The organism is Streptomyces sp. SID13031, from assembly GCF_010548305.1.
Lineage (GTDB): Bacteria > Actinomycetota > Actinomycetes > Propionibacteriales > Kribbellaceae > Kribbella.
This window is the reverse complement of record NZ_JAAGLV010000013.1, coordinates 233530-250213: the sequence shown is the minus strand read 5'-3', so window position 1 is coordinate 250213 and position 16684 is coordinate 233530. Positions and strand designations below refer to the sequence as shown.

The 16684-nt window shown below is 67.8% G+C and carries 17 protein-coding genes; 8 read left to right on the top strand and 9 right to left on the bottom strand.

All coding sequences use genetic code 11. The features are described from left to right. Positions 1–189: 189 nt before the first annotated feature. Positions 190–1035 carry an SGNH/GDSL hydrolase family protein gene (locus G3I17_RS25990; RefSeq protein WP_203590739.1) on the bottom strand — a complete coding sequence of 282 codons (846 nt, stop codon included), beginning with the start codon at positions 1033–1035 and terminating at the stop codon, positions 190–192. Positions 1036–1143: 108 nt separating this feature from the next. Between G3I17_RS25990 and G3I17_RS42230 the strand changes: the two genes are divergently transcribed. Together G3I17_RS42230 and G3I17_RS25980 are read left to right on the top strand one after the other, a co-directional pair. After that, the gene (locus G3I17_RS42230) at positions 1144–2343 is read left to right on the top strand and encodes a helix-turn-helix domain-containing protein (protein ID WP_164600203.1); all 1200 of its coding nucleotides are present in this window, start codon (positions 1144–1146) and stop codon (positions 2341–2343) included. A 93-nt stretch (positions 2344–2436) separates the two neighbouring features. Beyond that, a complete protein-coding gene (locus G3I17_RS25980; protein WP_164600202.1) occupies positions 2437–3786 on the top strand; it encodes a cytochrome P450 in 1350 nt (449 codons plus the stop codon). Between the two features lie 107 nt (positions 3787–3893). Here the strand turns inward: G3I17_RS25980 and G3I17_RS25975 are convergent, their stop codons facing one another. Then, a complete protein-coding gene (locus tag G3I17_RS25975) occupies positions 3894–4397 on the bottom strand; it encodes a DUF5709 domain-containing protein (protein WP_164600201.1) in 504 nt (167 codons plus the stop codon). Positions 4398–4481: 84 nt separating this feature from the next. Between G3I17_RS25975 and G3I17_RS25970 the strand changes: the two genes are divergently transcribed. Then, positions 4482–5636, top strand: coding sequence for an FUSC family protein (locus G3I17_RS25970; RefSeq protein WP_164600200.1), 1155 nt, complete (start codon positions 4482–4484; stop codon positions 5634–5636). 95 nt (positions 5637–5731) lie between these two features. Beyond that, entirely contained in the window at positions 5732–5872 is a 141-nt protein-coding gene (locus G3I17_RS25965) for a hypothetical protein (protein WP_164600199.1), read from the top strand. A 255-nt stretch (positions 5873–6127) separates the two neighbouring features. Here the strand turns inward: G3I17_RS25965 and G3I17_RS25960 are convergent, their stop codons facing one another. After that, a complete protein-coding gene (locus G3I17_RS25960) occupies positions 6128–6574 on the bottom strand; it encodes an OsmC family protein (RefSeq protein WP_164600198.1) in 447 nt (148 codons plus the stop codon). A gap of 4 nt (positions 6575–6578) precedes the next feature. Beyond that, positions 6579–7757: a phosphatidylinositol-specific phospholipase C1-like protein gene (locus G3I17_RS25955; protein WP_164600197.1), complete on the bottom strand. Its 1179-nt coding sequence runs from the start codon at positions 7755–7757 to the stop codon at positions 6579–6581. A gap of 157 nt (positions 7758–7914) precedes the next feature. Here G3I17_RS25955 and G3I17_RS25950 point away from each other — a divergent pair, with 157 nt between their 5' ends. Then, positions 7915–8601, top strand: coding sequence for a TetR/AcrR family transcriptional regulator (locus tag G3I17_RS25950; protein WP_164600196.1), 687 nt, complete (start codon positions 7915–7917; stop codon positions 8599–8601). 56 nt (positions 8602–8657) lie between these two features. Here the strand turns inward: G3I17_RS25950 and G3I17_RS25945 are convergent, their stop codons facing one another. Together G3I17_RS25945 and G3I17_RS25940 are read right to left on the bottom strand one after the other, a co-directional pair. Further along, positions 8658–9050: a DUF3592 domain-containing protein gene (locus tag G3I17_RS25945; RefSeq protein ID WP_203590738.1), complete on the bottom strand. Its 393-nt coding sequence runs from the start codon at positions 9048–9050 to the stop codon at positions 8658–8660. A 131-nt stretch (positions 9051–9181) separates the two neighbouring features. Further along, the gene (locus G3I17_RS25940; protein ID WP_164600195.1) at positions 9182–11095 is read right to left on the bottom strand and encodes a DUF5107 domain-containing protein; all 1914 of its coding nucleotides are present in this window, start codon (positions 11093–11095) and stop codon (positions 9182–9184) included. A 91-nt stretch (positions 11096–11186) separates the two neighbouring features. Here G3I17_RS25940 and G3I17_RS25935 point away from each other — a divergent pair, with 91 nt between their 5' ends. Then, positions 11187–12842: an FAD-binding dehydrogenase gene (locus G3I17_RS25935; RefSeq protein WP_164600194.1), complete on the top strand. Its 1656-nt coding sequence runs from the start codon at positions 11187–11189 to the stop codon at positions 12840–12842. Between the two features lie 66 nt (positions 12843–12908). Here the strand turns inward: G3I17_RS25935 and G3I17_RS25930 are convergent, their stop codons facing one another. Both G3I17_RS25930 and G3I17_RS25925 read right to left on the bottom strand, forming a co-directional pair. Beyond that, positions 12909–13823 (bottom strand): RIO1 family regulatory kinase/ATPase, encoded by a 915-nt coding sequence (locus tag G3I17_RS25930; RefSeq protein ID WP_164600193.1) that lies wholly within the window; start codon positions 13821–13823, stop codon positions 12909–12911. A gap of 213 nt (positions 13824–14036) precedes the next feature. Further along, on the bottom strand, positions 14037–14777 hold the full coding sequence (locus tag G3I17_RS25925) for an NIPSNAP family protein (RefSeq protein WP_203590737.1): 741 nt from the start codon (positions 14775–14777) through the stop codon (positions 14037–14039). A 76-nt stretch (positions 14778–14853) separates the two neighbouring features. Between G3I17_RS25925 and G3I17_RS25920 the strand changes: the two genes are divergently transcribed. Then, positions 14854–15342, top strand: a complete 489-nt coding sequence (locus G3I17_RS25920; RefSeq protein WP_203590736.1) for a DUF892 family protein — start codon at positions 14854–14856, stop codon at positions 15340–15342. A gap of 133 nt (positions 15343–15475) precedes the next feature. Here the strand turns inward: G3I17_RS25920 and G3I17_RS40030 are convergent, their stop codons facing one another. Then, on the bottom strand, positions 15476–15619 hold the full coding sequence (locus G3I17_RS40030) for a GPGG-motif small membrane protein (protein ID WP_203590735.1): 144 nt from the start codon (positions 15617–15619) through the stop codon (positions 15476–15478). A gap of 258 nt (positions 15620–15877) precedes the next feature. Here G3I17_RS40030 and G3I17_RS25915 point away from each other — a divergent pair, with 258 nt between their 5' ends. After that, positions 15878–16672 (top strand): sigma-70 family RNA polymerase sigma factor, encoded by a 795-nt coding sequence (locus G3I17_RS25915; protein ID WP_164600191.1) that lies wholly within the window; start codon positions 15878–15880, stop codon positions 16670–16672. Positions 16673–16684 lie beyond the last annotated feature (12 nt).

Sequence of the window (16684 nt, the reverse complement as noted above, 5' to 3'; positions counted from 1 at the left end):
CAGCGGAGCCTCTTCTGGTAGCTGGTTGTCTCGCGAGGACAAACCTGTCTACCTAAGGAGCTCCGCTGCTCCACGTTCAACACGCCCTTGACACCACACCAACTCCCCTAACTAACCGGCCTTGGGGTCAACCCCTCAAACGCCTACTCCGGCAGGCCGATCGCCGTGAAGACACCGGCCGGCGTTTCATCAGCCCACCGCCTGGTTCGCGACGAGTTGGCCGAAGGCTGCCATGCCGGCCGCGCTCGGATGGAGCGGTGCTGCGATCGAGCTCGGGATCAGGCCCTCGAGCCACCGCTTGCTGACCGGTGCGCAAGCGTCGTGGCCGATACTCGGTGTCCGCAGGTCGACGTACTGCGCGCCGTGCGCCGCCGCTTGTTCGGCCAGCATTGTGTTGAGCCGGTCCACCGTCGCCTGGAGATAGTCGGCGTCCACCGACCAGACCGGGACCAGCGGATAGCAACCACCAGGACGGATGTAGGTGCCATAGCCGGTGACGAGCACCTTCGCGTGGGGCGCGAGCTCACGGATCCTCTCCAGGGCGGCACCGACAGCGGGACCGGTGGCCGTGATCTTCGCAGCGAGTTGATCCTTACCGCCCTTGGTGAAGCGCGCCTTGCACGAAGTACCGACCGGAGGCGGGAGCAGGTTGATGCAGCTCAGCGCCGCCGTGACCAGCCCGGTGTCGTTCCCGCCGATGGCGACCGTCACCAAGTCGGTCGTCGATTTCAAGGCGGAGAACTGCGGCGGTATGAACCCGAACTGCTTGCCCGTGAAGTCGGGAACCACCGCCCCGGAGCAGGTGACGTCCTTCAGTTGCGCCCCCAGCAGGTCGGCCGCGACGTGCGGGTAGTTGATGCTCGACCGCAGGCAAGCAAGGTCGATCTGCCACGGAATCAGCGGCCCGGCGGCCGACGAGTCGCCGATCGCGACGTACTCCAGGGGTTCCGCTGCCTGGGCGGCAGCGGTCGGGACCAGCAGCGCGGTCACCAGTGAAACCGCGCCGGCCCAGCCCAGCGAGCGTCTTCCGAACATCCTCACCCTCCGCATTCTTTTGATCACCCGATACTTGATGAGTAATGTTCGGCCACAAAGTATGACCAGGTCGCTGGGGCAGACCCCAGACTTCAGGGGGCATCGGTTGTGACGGCTCACAAGCTGATGGTCGGCGGCATACCGGCCCACGAGGTTCTGACGGCGAGTCTCGGCGTGCTGGTCGACGCCGTTCTGGACCAGTTGGTCATCGAGATCCCGCTCTACGCCCAGCTCCCGCGCGAGGAGTTGCAAGGCGACATCCGCCGCGTGATCGACCGCAGCCTGCGAGCCTTCATCGAGACTTTCCGCACCGGTCGCCCACCGACCGGCGACGCGCTCGAGCCACTCCGCGAGTCGGCCACCCGCCGCGCCGAGGAGGGCGTCCCGCTCGAAGCACTGCTGGCGGCGTACCACCTGGGCGGCCGGATCTGCGCCGACCACGTCGCCGCCGGCTTCCGCCCGGAGGAGCTCGCAGACGCACTCACGCTCAACCGGCTGATCCTCGATTTCCTGCAGACCGTCACCGCCGCGGTGTCGGCCAGCTACTTCGAAGAGCGCCAGACCATCGCCGGCGAAGACCAGGCGACTCGCCAGTCCCTCCTGACAGCTCTCCTGGACGGCGGCCCCGCCACCGAGGTAGCCCGTCGCTCCGGCCTGCGCCTCCCCAGCCGGTACGTCGTACTCGGGCTGGCTTTCGGTGCGCACGCGGACGAACAGCAACCCGGCGTGGACGCCAAAATAGTTGCCCGCCGCAAGCTCCGCCGGATCCGCGTCGAGCTGGATCGAACGCCTGCCGGCCCGGCGATGTCGAGCCTGTCGACGGACGACGGTATCGCTCTACTCCCCGAATCCGTCATTCACCTTGATGAGTTGAGGAATCGGATCAGCAAGGCAGCCGGCGTCGAGGTGATCTTCACCGTGGCGACAGCGGCTCCGGAGGAGGTACCAGCCGCCGTCACCCTGGTGCGCGAGCTACTCGAGGTGGTGCGGATCTATCGCCTGCCGGCCGGGGTGCACCGGCTGGACGACCTGGTGCTCGAGTACCAGCTGACCCGGCCGAGTCCGGCCCGTGACCAGCTCGCTCGACTGGTGGAGCCATTGGTCGCCCGGCCGGACCTCCTCCAGACTCTGCGCTGCTACCTCAGCCACGGTCGCAACCGCCGCCAGACAGCAACCGAGCTGCATGTGCACGCCAACACCGTCGACTACCGGCTTCGCCAGGTCGATAAGCTCACCGGCCTCGATCCGGCACAGGCAGAACAACTACCCCGCCTGGTAGCCGCCCTGGCGGCACACGACGCCTCCTAGTCGTTGCCCACCGGGTGCTTGACCCGGCGCGGCCATGCGGCGTTCACCGGACGGAAGTAGCGTGAAAGGGCCGATAGCTTCCAGGAGGTGGCAATGACCCCGCCGACACCCTTGCTCGGGGCGCGAACGCTTGATCGGGAGACGGCGCGGGCGCTGCCGCCCGGCTCGCGGCTGCCTACTTTCGTGCAGACGGTGTTGTTCGCCAGGCATCGCAAAACGTTCTTCCCGCGGCTGCGGGCGCAGTACGGGGATGTGTTCACGATTCGCCTGGTGCCGTCAAGCCGGGTGGTCGTGGTGGTCAGCCGGCCGGAGCACATCCGTGAGGTGTTCAGTACGCCGCCGTCGATCGCGCACGCCGGCGAGGGGAACACGGCGCTCGAACCGATCATGGGCTCGCACTCGTTGCTGCTGGTCGACGATGACGACCACGTCCGGATGCGGCGCCAGCTGATGCCCGCCTTCAACGGGCACGCGCTGCGGGGGTACTCGGAGATGATCGCCCAGCTGGCCCGCGACGAGGTCGAGGCCTGGCCGGTCGGCGAACCCTTCCGGCTGCACGACCGGATGCGCGACCTCACCCTCGAGGTGATCCTGCAGGTGGTGTTCGGGGTGACGGACTCGGACCGGCTGGAGCGGCTGCGCCCGCTGGTCGAGAAGGTGGTCTCGGTCGGGCCGGTCATCATGCTCGGCGCGTTCTACCCCACCCTGCTGAGGTTCCCGCCGTGGCGAACGTTCCTGCGCGCCCAGCAGCAGGTCGACGAGATCCTGTACGACGAGATCGCCCGCCGCCGGGTCGACCCAACGGTTGCCGAGCGCAACGATGTGCTGTCGAAACTGCTTGCCGCGGGCACCTGGTCGGACGTCGAGCTGCGGGACCAGCTGGTCACGCTGCTGCTGGCCGGCCACGAGACGACGGCGACCTCACTCGCCTGGGCGTTCCACGAGCTCGCCCGGATGCCCGAGCAGCTGCAGGCTGGTCAGCAGGCAGCAGACGAAGGTGACGACGCCTACCTGGAAGCCATGGGCAAGGAATCCCTGCGCCTGCACCCCGTCGTCTACCAGGTCGGCCGCCGACTCACCGAAGCGACCGAGATCGCCGGCTACCGCCTCCCCCGCGGTACTACCGTGATGCCCGCCATCGGCCTGGTCCAAGGCGACGAACAGCATTTCCCCGACGTCCACACCTTCCGCCCGGAGCGCTTCCTCGGCGACAACCCACCGGCCCCCGGCACCTGGATCCCCTTCGGCGGCGGCACCCGCCGCTGCATCGGCGCCGGCTTCTCCCTCCTGGAATCCACCGAAATCCTCCGCGCAGCCCTCACCCGGTACGACGTACGAGCTGTCGCCCCAGCACCAGAAAAAGCAAAACCCCGAAACGTGACCCTGGTGCCCTCAGAGGGCTGCACCATCATCGCCACCCCCCGCCCCAATTTCGGCGGTTAACCGCCGGGGTGGTGGGTTGTCACCCCTGATTCCGGGGTGACCCGGACAACCCACAAATTGGACGGTTAACCGCCGAAATGCGGCCGGACGCGGTTGCCGGGGTGGGGTCAGTCTTCGAGGTCGCCTATGTCGCCGAGGTCTACGTCGCGGACGTCGGTGAGGTCGGTTTCGTCTTCGTCGTCGAGTTCGAAGGGCTCGTCGTCGTTGACCACGTGGACGGCTGCTTCCTCGGCGCTGGCAGCGGCGCCGTCGAAGCCAACGTCCTCGGCGACCAGGTCCTTCTCCTCGTCGGAGTGGGCGCCCTCGTCCGGTGCGACCAGCCGGCCGGAGCGGACCTGGCCGACCTCTGGGCCGCCGACGTTCTCGGCTTCCTCGGCGTACGGGTCGGGCTCGGGCTCCTCCTGCGCGATCCGCTGGTCCAGCGTCTCGCCCTCCAGCGCCTCCTCGGCGGTGGTACCGAAGCCTTCGCCCGCGGACCACTTCTCGGGCGGTGAGTAGCCCTCGTCCAGCAGATCGTCCACGCCGCGGTCGTCCAGCGTGTCCGACGCCTGCAGCTGGTCCTCGTCGTCGACGCTGTAGCTGCCGTAGTCCTCACGGTTGTTGTCGGTCATGCCACCACCCTCGCTGTCCAGGCCACCTGAATCAAGGCGGCGCCCCTGCGCTGGTACCAGCCATTGATCCCCGATGATGGGGTGATGGATCCGGTCCGGCTGACCCTGGAGCAGTTGCGCGAGCTGCGTGACGACATCGCTCCGCGCGCTGCCCGGCGTTCCAAAGCCTCCCTCAACCGTCGGCTCGAGCGCTGGCGCGACCGCGCGTTCTTCATCGCCCAGTGTGCCCTCGCCGCCGCCATCGCCTGGGCCATCGCCCGGTACGCCCTGGGCCACAAGCAGCCGTTCTTCGCGCCGGTCGCCGCGATGGTCTGTCTCGGTTTCAGCTTCGGTCAGCGCCTGCGCCGGGTCGCCGAGGTGATGGTCGGCGTGGCCGTCGGGGTCGGCGTCGGCGACCTGTTCGTCCGGGTCTTCGGCACCGGCGCGCTTCAGCTCGTCTTCGTCATCGCGCTCGCGATGAGCATCGCGGTCCTGCTCGGCGCCGGCACTCTGATGACCACCCAGGCCGGCGTCCAGGCCGCGATCGTGACCACTTTGCTGCCCACCGACGGCGCCGCCTTCAACCGCTGGCTCGACGCGGCGCTCGGTGGCGTGGTCGCGCTGGCCGCGGCGACCATCGCCCCCGCGACCGCGATTCGTCGCCCTCGGCAACAAGCCACCGCCGTACTCAACGAGCTGTCCGGCATCCTGATCGAGGCCGCCGATGGTCTCCGCCTGAACGACCACGCCGCCGTCACGGACGCACTCCGCCGGGCCCGCGACAGCGAGGGCCTGCTCGACAACCTCCGAAGCGCTGCCGCCGAGGGCGTCGCAGTGGTCCGCCTCTCCCCCTTTCGCCGCCGCCACCGCGGCCGGGTCCAGGAGATCGCCGATCTGGTCGAGCCGCTCGACCGCGCTATCCGCAACATCCGGGTCCTGGTACGCCGGGTCGCCGTCTCCGTCTGGCGCGACGAGCGGATGCCCGACGAGTACCCGATGCTCCTCGACCGCCTCGCGGACGGCACCCGGCTGATCGCGGAGTCCCTCTTCGAGCCCGCCGCCGACGTCGCCGCCCACCGCGTCCTGGGCGAGCTTGGCCGCCGCACCGCGGTACTACCCACACCCCCCGGCCTGTCGGCCGTCGTAGTACTCGGCCAGATGCGCTCGACCATCGTCGACCTACTCGAACTGACCGGTACGACCTACGACGAGGCCCGCGAACTGGTCCCGCTCCGCCCTGATGGGCTGGACGAGACGTAGCCGGTCTCCGGGCGATCGCGCCGTGTGTCACCGATCACACCGAGAAAGTTTCGCAAATCCTCGTCATACCTGCCGGTTCCGTGCGTCTCACAGGCATGACGATCCACCGACTGATGACAGTCATCGCCACCGAGCAGGTTCACCTGCGCCGCGATGACCGCAGCGACAAGACGGCCCCCGCGGCCGCCTCAGTGGTCTCCCCAATCGACCGGAGCGACGCCGCCGCCGAGCAGTAAGGCGCGAACCGGACGGACGGACAGGCGGCGCAACCCGAACGGTCTTCCCCACCGAGGTAGACCGCACGGAAGTCGCATGACGCACGAGGCGCCCCTATGCGAGCGCGTCGCCTGCCCGTCGCCGGTGCTCCGCCACAGCGGAGCACCCGAAGAACCACCCGCTGGCTGTCCTGACGCCGATTGCGCGAGGCTCAGGCCGGCCCGGGTGGTTCTTTATTTCTCCAGAACTGTTTCTCCAGAACTACTTCTCGACGACTACTGCTCGACGACTACTTCGGTGGTCACCGAGTTGGCGATGAAGCACTCCTGGTGCGACAGGTGGTGCAGCCGCTCCAGCGCCGCCTCGTCCGGCGTCTCACCCGCGAAGGTGATCACCGGGTGCAGCGTCACCTTGGTGACCGCCACCCGGCCGGCCTCGTTCTTGGCCATCACGCCGACCGCGTGATCGACGTACGAGTCGACCACCAGCCGCTTCTTCGCCGCGATCGCGAGGAAGGTGAGCATGTGGCACGACGACAGCGAGGCCACGAACGCCTCCTCCGGATCGACCGTCCCGGAGTCCGTACCCAGGTACGCCGGATTGGCGGACCCAGGCACGGTCACTCCACCGTCGAAGCGCCACTCGTGGTCGCGGCTGTAGCTCTGGTAGGTGAATTCGTACTCACCGCGACTCCAGCTGACCTCGACCACGTGCTCCGACATGGACTCACCTTTCTTCTGAAACCGCTCCCCGGCACTTCTTCGGTGCCGTCACCGGGTTGCATCGTACGGCGGCGTGCTCCGGCAGTTGGGCGACGAAGTCACTGTCGTAGCGGGCAGCCATCCCGGCGACCGGGAAGTCTGTCGTCACGTACTGCGCGCCGCTGGCGAGCGCGATGCCGAGCCGGGTGTAGTCCTGGTTCCGGATCGTCGACATCGGCTCGTCCGACCGGCTCCGGACCAGGTAGCCCTTCTTGACCAGCCGCTGGATCTCGGCCTGGCCAGCGCCCCGCGGGTCATTCGCCTCGGTGATCGCGGCGTCCGGCTCACCCTCGGGCCCGCGGGTGAAGACGGCACGGCCCTCCAGGTTCGGCTTGTCCGTCCGGTACAGGTCGCGGATCGCGCCCGGGCCGCCGTTGTCGAAGTAGAACATCACCTTGCCGCGGGCATCCCGCAGTGTCGGCCATCCCTTGGTCAGTACCGACTGCTCCAGCGTCAGGCCCGGCTTGCGGACGTCGTCCGGCGTGATCAGGTCGTCCGCGCTGAAGACCGAGCGGATCTCGGTGTCGACGCTGTTCAGGTTGGTCAGGTCCCACGGCGGCGCCACAACGCCGCCGGCGGCGACCACCTGCGGGTCGGACTGCTTCAGCTCGAGGTTGATCGAGATCGGCGCCGTGTCCGGGTGCTCGTCGGTCCACGCCTTGACCTGCTGCAGGCACAGTACGAAGGTCCGGCAGTTGGTGTTGTAGTCGAAGTCCGGGACGTGCATGACCTTGATGCCGGGCTGTGCGAGCGCCGGGTCGGTGAGGGGGCCCTGACCGGTTAGCTTGCGGAGCAGCGGGTAGGTGTAGAGACCGCCGGCCGGGTCCGGGAACAGGTCGAACTCCAGCGTCCGGATGTTCTGGTCCTCGAGCTGCTGCGGGACCGAGGCGTGCGAGTAGAAGAGGTCGACCACGCCCGGGTTCAGCTGCTGCTGGACCTTCTGCTCGGCCGCGTTCAGCTCCCGGTGGTACGAGTTGTGCGAACCGATCTGCTGGACCTGGTTCATCCGGATTCCGGAGGTGTTCGTCCGGTTGCTGCTCTTCGCCTCGGCGCTCTGCCCGGGCAGTGCCGCGCTCCCGGCCAGGCCACCCCCGGCGACGGCCAGGGACGCGAGTCCCGCAATCAGTTTCCTGCTGACCTGCATGTTGATTCTCCCTCGGTGGAACCGGACGGACGGATCACTAGCGTGATTGTCATCTAGACCGGTGTCATCTGGCTGACCGCAAGCTGACAGCAAACCGTGTAGTGCTGAAGCGGTGCTGTTGGCAACGTTGTCGCCGGGTAGAGGCACAATGAACAGCATGGTGACCACATCCGCCGGCGAGCAGCCGGGCGCGGACGCCGGTACGGCGTATCCGCTGCGCCGGACGCCGACCCAGGACCGGGCCAACCGCCAGGTCGAGCGCATCCTCGACGCGGCCTGCGCGGAGGTGGTCGAGCGCGGGTACGACGCCGCCTCGACCAGCAGCATCGCCCGGCGGGCCGAGATCGCGGTCGGCAGCGTCTACCGGTACTTCCCGGACAAGCGCACGCTGATCCAGGCGATCGAGCGGCGCAACCAGCATCGCTACACCGAGGCGGTCCGCGAGCGGCTGGCCGTGGTGGCGGACTGGCGGGAGGCCGTCGATGTCACTCTCGATACCTTCCGCGAGATGCACTCCACCGATCCGGGCTTCCGCGCGGTGGTGCTGAGCGGTCTGGGCGATCCCGACCTGGAGACGACCCCGGGCGAGTTCGACGACCAGCACGCGGGTGAGTTCGCCGAGCTGCTGACGCTGCGGTTCGGGGCGAAGGACAGCCACGAGTTCCGGATGTCGGTCACGCTGACGATCGCGATGGGCGAGGCCCTGGCCCACCTGGCGGAGCGGGTGCCGGCCGAGGACGCGGAGTACGTACTGAGTCAGGGCCGCCCGGCCCTGCACCGGCTGCTCGAGCCGCACCTGCCGACCGAGCCGGGGCAGCAGCTGCCCGAGGGCCTGCTGCCCTGAAAATCAAAAGGTCCCCCGCCATATGGCGAGGGGACACCGGCAAAAGAAGGACTGAACTACCCCTGCGGCACAGGTGAGCGTGGGCCGATCTGCGGCCAGTGGCTCACCTTGCCCGCGATCCGGGCCCGGCGGGGCGCCCGGATGTCGTAGCTGACGATCACCCGGTCGTTCTTGGCGTAGCTGCTCGCCGCGGTCAGCGGGATCATCCGCTGGACCTCGAACGGGCCTTCGCCGTGTCGTGTGTAGTACTCGACAGTGATCTCCAGGCACTCCGCGGTCGCGCCGCTCTCCAGCTGACCGCGGACCGGGCCGCGCACCTTCGTCACCCGTCCGGCTGTCTTCTCGATTCCGTCGCTGCGGCGCCGGACGCCCGCAACGATGTCTGCCACGATGCATGCCGTGACCAGCAGCACCAGGCTTAAACCACCGAATACAACGATAGTCAACATGGCACTCACCCCCGACGCGTCGCCCGCAGCGGCGCGGTCGTCGTTTGTCGAAACTGCCTGCGCGGGCCTTCCCGCACATCGGTGGGACGGCGGCTGGGGCCATCCGGTTCCCACGTACTGACAATTGTGTTTCAGCTGTCGCCGAACATCCCGAACTGATGCCGCGACGGCACCGGCCGGTCCGTACCGAGCGCACGCTGAGCCCGCTGCCAGTACTCGGCCAGCGGGTTCTCCCCTTCGCGGACGAGGGCGTACTCGTGATCTCCGTCCAGCAGTTCCTGCGCGGCAGCCGCGTCGCCGGTCTCCAGCAGGTACCGGATCCTGGCGAGCACGACCCGCGGATCGCCCTCGACCTCGGTCGCGATCCGGCTGAGGATCTGGCCGGCCCGGCCGCTGTCGCCGTTCTCGAGACAAAGGTGGATCGCCTCCACCAGCAACGGCACCAGCGTGCTCGGGCTGTGTCGCGCAGCCTGCTCCGCGCGCTCCGGGCTGTTCGTCGCGACGGCGAGGTTGCGCTGTGCCCATGGGTTCTTCGCCCGCGCCCAGGAGTGCGCCCACGCGGCGTGCGCGCCTTCCTCATCGCCGGTGGACCAGCGGGCCACGCCGCGGTGGTACCAGACCAGCCAGTTGTCGTCCTCGACCGCGTCGAGCAGGTCCTTCCAGGCGACCAAGGTCCCGTCGGGCGCATCCTGGGGCGTGACCTCGGGCATCCGCCCGCCGAGCACCGGCAGCCAGGCGCGTTCGCGGTCCGTCATCGTCTCCTCGTCGAACGGCGTACCGGCAGAGACCTTCCAGCCTGTACGCCGCAGCTCGAGCGCTCCCCATCCCGAGCCGGTGCCGAGCTGCTCGGCCGGCTCGGCGTCGATGACGGTCAGCCACTCCTCTTCGCGCGCAGCCAGCGAGCGCAGTACAGGCTCCAGTACTGCGCTTGTCGCCGCGCGGGCCGCCTTCCAGTCCTCCGCGTGCGCCTTCGCCGGATCCACCGAGACCCGCCCGTACGCTTCCAGCCAGTGCCAATTAGTTGCTGCAGGCAACTTGAGATGCTCCATCTGGGTCCGCGCCAGCCCGGCCTGGATCTCTGCGTACCCATGACCCTCCATCCCCGGCGCGAGCCACTCCTGCCACCGCCGGCCACCGGTCGATTCACCCCAGACGAAGAGCTTCCGCCCCCGCAGCCGATCCGTCGACGCCTGGGCCAACCCGTTGCCCTCAGCATCAACTGACGCGATCCACGGTTGCTCCTCCGGCGCCAACTCGAAGAAGAAGTCGACGGCCCGCTGGTGCCGCATCGGGTACGTCAGATCGATCCCGTCGTACTCCGGTACGCCGACCAGGTCGAGCCGATTGCCGTACCCGAACCGCCAGGCGTGGTCGGCCGGCACGAGTACCCGCGTCCCCGGCGACTGCTCGACCGCGATGTTCGACCACCAGTACACCGGAACCGTCTCGCTCGACGGGTTCTGGATCCGCACCCCGACGTACAGCTGCTCGGAGTCCTCGGGCAGCCAGAAGTCCAGCTGGATGATCAGGTTGCGAGTGCGCTCCAACTCCCACAGCCGCAGTATCGGCGTACCGTCCGGGCCGTCGACGCGAGCCGCGTGCATCGGCGAGCAGGTACCGGTCCAGTGGCCCGTACTGCCGAGATTCCACTCGACGCCACCGGCGAACCAAGCGTTGCGCAGGGCCAGGTTAGCGGGCTGGAGGACCGGGTTGCGGTAGAGCAACTCCTCGCCGCTCTCCTTATGCACGAGCGAGTAGAGGCGCCCGCCGAGGCTCGGGAGGATGGTGGCCCGCAGGTGGTCGTTCTCGAGTACCAGCGACGGCAGCGCGCGCTCGACCAGCTTGCGGTCGTACCCGTCCTGATCGAGCGCGGGCAGTGTGGTCAACAGGCCGCCGTACGCGATGTTCTCGCGCAGCTCGGGCGGCAGCTCGGCCAGGTTCTCGACCTGGTGGACCTCCCGCGCGGGGTGCAGCGGCGGCAGTGGGTTCTCCTCGCCTAGCGCGGCGGCGGGCAGTACCAAATCTTGCGCGAAAAGGGTCGTCACCTGCCTTATTCTCGCAACTTTGCGCACTCAGGTCCATGGTTACTCGGGAGTCCGCTATACATGGACGACCGACGCGAGGGGATGGGCACCGATGGATGCAGATGTGATCGTGGTGGGAGCCGGGTTGGCCGGCCTGGCCGCCACCGCCGAGCTGGCCGATGCGGGCAAGAAGGTGTTGCTGCTCGACCAGGAACCGGAGGCCTCCCTGGGCGGGCAGGCGTTCTGGTCGTTCGGCGGGCTGATGTTCGTGAACTCCCCCGAGCAACGCCGGATGGGCATCAAGGACTCCCACGATCTCGCACTGCAGGACTGGCTCGGCTCGGCCGGTTTCGATCGGCTGGACGACGAGGACAAGTGGGCCCGGCAGTGGGCCGAGGCATACGTCGACTTCGCGGCGGGCGAGAAGCGGCCGTGGCTGCACGCGCAGGGCGTCCGCTTCTTCCCGGTGGTCGGCTGGGCCGAGCGCGGCGGGTACAACGCCGACGGCCACGGCAACTCGGTACCGCGCTTCCACATCACCTGGGGCACCGGGCCTGGCCTGGTCGCCCCGTTCGAGCGTCGCGTCCGCGAGGCCGTCGCCAAGGGGCTGGTCGAGTTCCGGTTCCGCCACCGCGTCGACGAGCTGACCGTGACCGGCGGGGTCGTCGACGGCGTTTCCGGCAAGGTACTTGAGCCGAGCACCGTCGTACGGGGTGCCCCGAGTTCGCGGGTCGAGGTGGAGGATTTCGCCCTGACCGCGCAGGCCGTGATCGTCACCTCCGGCGGGATCGGCGGCAACCACGACCTGGTCCGCGAGTCCTGGCCCGAGCGGATGGGCAAGCCACCGAAGGAGATGATCACCGGTGTGCCCGCCCACGTGGACGGCCGGATGCTTGCGATCACCGAGGCAGCCGGTGGGCGGTATGTGAACCGCGACCGGATGTGGCACTACACCGAAGGCATCCGCAACTGGGACCCGATCTGGCCCTCGCACGGGATCCGGATCCTGCCCGGCCCGTCGTCGCTGTGGTTCGACGCCACCGGCAAGCGGCTGCCGGTGCCGCTGTTCCCCGGCTTCGACACCCTGGGCACGCTCGAGCACATCATGAAGACCGGCTACGACTACAGCTGGTTCGTGCTCACCCAGAAGATCATCGAGAAGGAGTTCGCGCTGTCCGGGCAGGAGCAGAACCCTGACCTGACCGGCAAGGACATCAAGGGCGTGCTCGGCCGGGCCCGCGGTGGCGCGACCGCCCCGGTGCAGGCGTTCATGGACAAGGGCGCCGACTTCGTCGTCCGCAACAACCTGTCCGACCTGGTCCGCGGCATGAACGAGGTGGCCGGCTCCGACCTGATCGAGTACGCCGAACTGGAGCGCCAGATCCTCGCCCGGGACCGGGAGATGGACAACACCTTCACCAAGGACCTGCAGGTGACCGCGCTGCGCGGTGCCCGGAACTACCGCGGCGACAAGCTGATCCGGGTGGCGCCGCCGCACAAGATCCTCGACCCCAAGGCGGGTCCGCTGATCGCCGTGAAGCTCAACATCCTGACCCGCAAGTCACTAGGCGGCCTGCAGACCGACCTCGACAGCCGGGTACTGCGCGCTGACGGCACCCCGCTCCCCGGCGTCTACGCGGCCGGCGAGGTGGCCGGCTTCGGCGGCGGCGGCATCCACGGCTACCGCTCACTCGAAGGCACCTTCGTCGGCGGCTGCCTCTTCACCGGCCGAACCGCAGGCCGAGCCGCCGCCAAAGCGATCGGCTAAACCCACCTTGTGCACCGGCTGAGCGTCCTACTCGCGAGTAGATGCCTGGCCGGTGCACAAAGTGGGTCAGAACACCATGGTGAGGAGGTCGGCGAAGAGCTCGTGCTCGTCGGCCTCCAGGCCGCGGTTGGTGAACCAGGCGCACATGTTGTGGCAGTCGCGCATCAGGAAGTCCATCCCCTTCGGGTTGCCCACGATGTCGACCACCTGGGGGAGATCGATCATCACGATCCGGTCCCCTTGGGCCAGCACGTTGTACGGCGACAGGTCGCCATGCGCCAGGCCGGCCCTGGCCAGCTCGCGCATACCGTCGCGGAGCTGCTCGTAGTACGAGTTGAGCAGTTCTCCCTTGGGGCGGACCTGTGCCAGCCGTGGGGCAGCGCCGCCGTCACCGTCGTCGATGAACTCCATCAGCAGCTCGGTGCCGTCGACCTGGACCGGGTACGGAACGGGAACCCCGGCCTTCCAGAGCCGGCAGAGTGCATCCCACTCCGCATAGGCCCATTGCCCGGCCGCGACGCTCCTGCCGTGCGTGGACTTCTTCGCCATGGCACGGCTGTCGCGGCTGTTGCGAATACGCCGGCCTTCGACGTACGAGGTACTGCGGTGGAACGAGCGGTGCTCCTCGGAGCGGTACCGCTTGGCGGCCAGCAGCGACCGCTTCGATGGGTTGTCGCCGATCTGCGCCACTGCTCGCTCGAGCAGGAAGACATCGGCTTCTTTACCGGTTTTGAGGATGCCGAGCTCGGTATCGATCGCGGCCTGTTCCGTCACTACCCAAGAGGGCCGTGGCTCCGGGCCGCGAGAACCGCGCTCGACATCCAGCCAGGTGGACCAGCGTTGGTCGGCCGCCAGTTCCTCTTCCACTTCGCTGAAGCGGAAGACGAAGGCGTCGGCAACGTCCGGTTCGTCGCGTTCGTCGCGTTCGTTGGTGAGATCAGGGAAGAAGGGTGGCTCGGTACGAAAGACGTCGGAAGACATCGGATGTGCTCCTGGAGAAAGAAGTGAGGCTGACGCGGGCATGCCGCAGCGCAGTGATGGCCATTCGTCAACCCTCCTTAGTCCAGGCAGCATTCGTAGCTGCACAGTTCTGGATCAGAATGCAGCCCACCCAGCCAAGCCGCAACTGATTTATCAGCGATCGGTGAGCACCGCCCCGCGAGTGGTCTAGGCAGACCCCTGTCCAGCGGTGATCTAGCGGAACTGCGAGCGCGCCGTCGGCCGCAGCCGCAGCTGCTGCGGTGCTGCGACCGAACGGCAGATGATCTCGGGCAGGACCTTCTGCTGCCAGGTCGCGGACGCGTCCAGCTGGCGGCGGTGTTCGGCGTACGCCGCATCGCTCGGGAAGACCGCGAACCAGGCGAGCACGATCTCGTCCCGCAACGGCAACGGCGGAAAGTTGTTCTCGGCAACAAGCGTCTCGAAGCTCGCCACCACCCCGGTGCCCGTCCCGGCCAGTACCGGCTCGATTTGATCGGCGAAGAACTCCCCGAAACCGTCGCCCGCCGATCCCCGGTGATACACGGCGCCGGCCACCACCGACGACGGAATCCCAGTACTGCCGATCGGCGGCCGGCCCGCGTCTCGTACCGGATATCCGGTACGAAGCGCGATCGGTTTCAGCAGCAGCGCGTTGTCCGAGTCCTTCATCGTCACGTTGGCCTCGGCACCACGCGCCTTCCAGACCGGTCCGTAGTAGAACCCGTTCAGCGCCGCCTCCCGGGCCGGCAGATCCCGGAATCCCCGCAGCCAGACGAACCGATCCGGATCATCGAGATCGCGGAACTGGCCCACGATATGCATCCCGTGCTCTTCCTGCCCCTCGATGAACGCCTCGTCGAAGACGTCGACCAGCGCATCCCGCTGCCGTGGAAACACCGTGTACTGCCGCAGATCCACCACGGCACAACACTCGCCCTGCTTCTCAGCTGTCACGGTGCCCAGTCAACCGTCAAACCCTGACAACCGCTGACAGTGTTCTCCAGGTGTCGAAGGTGGGTACTAGGTCGTGATGATCGACGAAGCACTCCTCGCCACTTATCTGCAGGACCACTACGCGGGGTCCGCTGCCGGCATCGAGTTGTTCAAACGAGCCGCCGACCAGCAGAGCGACCCGGTCGTCCGTACTGCGCTGGCCAAGATGGTGCAGGAAGTGGAGGAGGAGCGAACCGCACTGGAGCGCTACCTCGCCGCCGTCGGCGCCAAGCCGGATCAGCTGAAGAACGCCGGCGCCTGGATGGCCGAGAAACTCACCCGCCTGAAGCCCAACGGCGAACTCTTCCGCCGCTCCCCGCTGAGCGACGTGGTAGAGCTCGAAACCCTCCGCATCGCCGTCGAAGGCAAAGCAGCCGGCCTCCGTACCCTTCGCGCCCTGGCCGACGACGAACCCCGCTTCGACGCCGCCGAACTCGACAGCCTGCTGCTCCAGGTAGCCCAGCAGATCGCCGACCTGGAAGCCCTCCGGATAGCCACCACCCAACGAGTCTTCCGCCACCCCTAGACAGCGGCGAGCCCACCACTGGTGGGCATGAACACCAAGCGGTGACCTTGAACAAGATATTTCTTGTTCAAGGTCACCGCTGCCTGGGCGAGCCCGCCACTGGTGGGCTCGCCACCATTTCAGGTGGCTGGTGTTACGTGAAGATGCTCACGCCGCCAGGGCCGACCAGCAGGCCGACGACGATGAGTGCGGCGCCCATCAGGAGCTGGCCGCGGACAAGTGAGACGATCCCGGAAATGACGAGGATCGCCGCGATGATCCAGAGAATCAGGAGCATGGTCGTTCCTTTCTCTACGAGCCGGCGCCGATCAAGGCTCCGGCGGCTGATACCCCGTGCGACAACGCGCCGGTGACCTCTCCCGGCGTTTTCTTGCTGCACTTCAGGTGCCCGCCGCCGATCACCCCAAACGGGCGAGCTTCAAACAGCTGTAACACGGGAGGACTTGCGTGTACCGGATGTCCCTGGTCTGGTGGAAGAGAAGTGGTTCAGCAATGACGCCACCTCCCGCAGGACGACACGACGAGGTTTCTCACCGTGACCATCGCACCTGTCCGTAGTACCGAAGCCCCACAGTTGATCGCGGACTCCACCCACGACCTGCTCGTCCAGGCGGACGGCCTCGCCGATCCGCGGCGGCAGGAGTTGCTCGACGAGGTGGTCATCCTGAACGCGCCGGTCGCGCGCTCGATCGCCTCCCGCTACCGTCGCAAGGGCGTCGACGCCGACGATCTCGAGCAGGTCGCCTACCTCGGCCTGGTCAAAGCCGCCAACGGCTATCGCCCCGACGCGTCGACGGCCTTTCTCTCGTACGCCGTACCGACGATCCGCGGTGAGCTGAAACGCTATTTCCGCGACTGCGCGTGGACCGTCCGGCCGCCGCGCCGGGTGCAGGAGATGCAGGGCTCGATCGCGGCCGCCGAGCCCGAGCTGACCCAGCAACTCGGCCATCTCCCCAGCGATCAGGAGACCGCCGAGGCATTGGGCACCGACGCCGGCGAGGTCGCCGAAGCGGCATCGGTCCGTGGCTGCTTCAACGCCCTCTCGCTCGACGCCCCCGCCGCCGCCGACAACGGCGCCCGCCTCGTGGACACGGTCGCGGATGCCGAAGAGGGCTACGAACTGGTCGAGAACGTCCATACCCTGGCACCGGCCGTCTCAGACCTCGACGATCGCGACCGCCAGATCCTCGAGCTGCGCTTCTGCGGCGGCCTCACCCAGGAGGAGATCGGCAACGAACTCGGCGTCAGCCAGATGCAGGTCTCCCGCCTCCTCCGCGGCATCCTCGACCGCCTCCGCAAAGACCTCACTGTCCCGAACGACAGGACATAGTGCCCGAAGCAG

Bases quoted from the DNA above. Each gene is read 5' to 3' on its own strand.
- G3I17_RS25965 (WP_164600199.1), top strand. From the start codon at position 5,732: ATGACGATCCACCGACTGATGACAGTCATCGCCACCGAGCAGGTTCAC.
- G3I17_RS25935 (WP_164600194.1), top strand. From the start codon at position 11,187: ATGGATGCAGATGTGATCGTGGTGGGAGCCGGGTTGGCCGGCCTGGCC.
- G3I17_RS25990 (WP_203590739.1), bottom strand. From the start codon at position 1,035: ATGTTCGGAAGACGCTCGCTGGGCTGGGCCGGCGCGGTTTCACTGGTG.
- G3I17_RS25970 (WP_164600200.1), top strand. From the start codon at position 4,482: ATGGATCCGGTCCGGCTGACCCTGGAGCAGTTGCGCGAGCTGCGTGAC.
- G3I17_RS40030 (WP_203590735.1), bottom strand. From the start codon at position 15,619: ATGCTCCTGATTCTCTGGATCATCGCGGCGATCCTCGTCATTTCCGGG.
- G3I17_RS25955 (WP_164600197.1), bottom strand. From the start codon at position 7,757: ATGCAGGTCAGCAGGAAACTGATTGCGGGACTCGCGTCCCTGGCCGTC.
- G3I17_RS25950 (WP_164600196.1), top strand. From the start codon at position 7,915: ATGGTGACCACATCCGCCGGCGAGCAGCCGGGCGCGGACGCCGGTACG.
- G3I17_RS25930 (WP_164600193.1), bottom strand. From the start codon at position 13,823: ATGTCTTCCGACGTCTTTCGTACCGAGCCACCCTTCTTCCCTGATCTC.
- G3I17_RS25945 (WP_203590738.1), bottom strand. From the start codon at position 9,050: ATGTTGACTATCGTTGTATTCGGTGGTTTAAGCCTGGTGCTGCTGGTC.
- G3I17_RS25920 (WP_203590736.1), top strand. From the start codon at position 14,854: ATGATCGACGAAGCACTCCTCGCCACTTATCTGCAGGACCACTACGCG.
- G3I17_RS25980 (WP_164600202.1), top strand. From the start codon at position 2,437: ATGACCCCGCCGACACCCTTGCTCGGGGCGCGAACGCTTGATCGGGAG.
- G3I17_RS25975 (WP_164600201.1), bottom strand. From the start codon at position 4,397: ATGACCGACAACAACCGTGAGGACTACGGCAGCTACAGCGTCGACGAC.
- G3I17_RS25960 (WP_164600198.1), bottom strand. From the start codon at position 6,574: ATGTCGGAGCACGTGGTCGAGGTCAGCTGGAGTCGCGGTGAGTACGAA.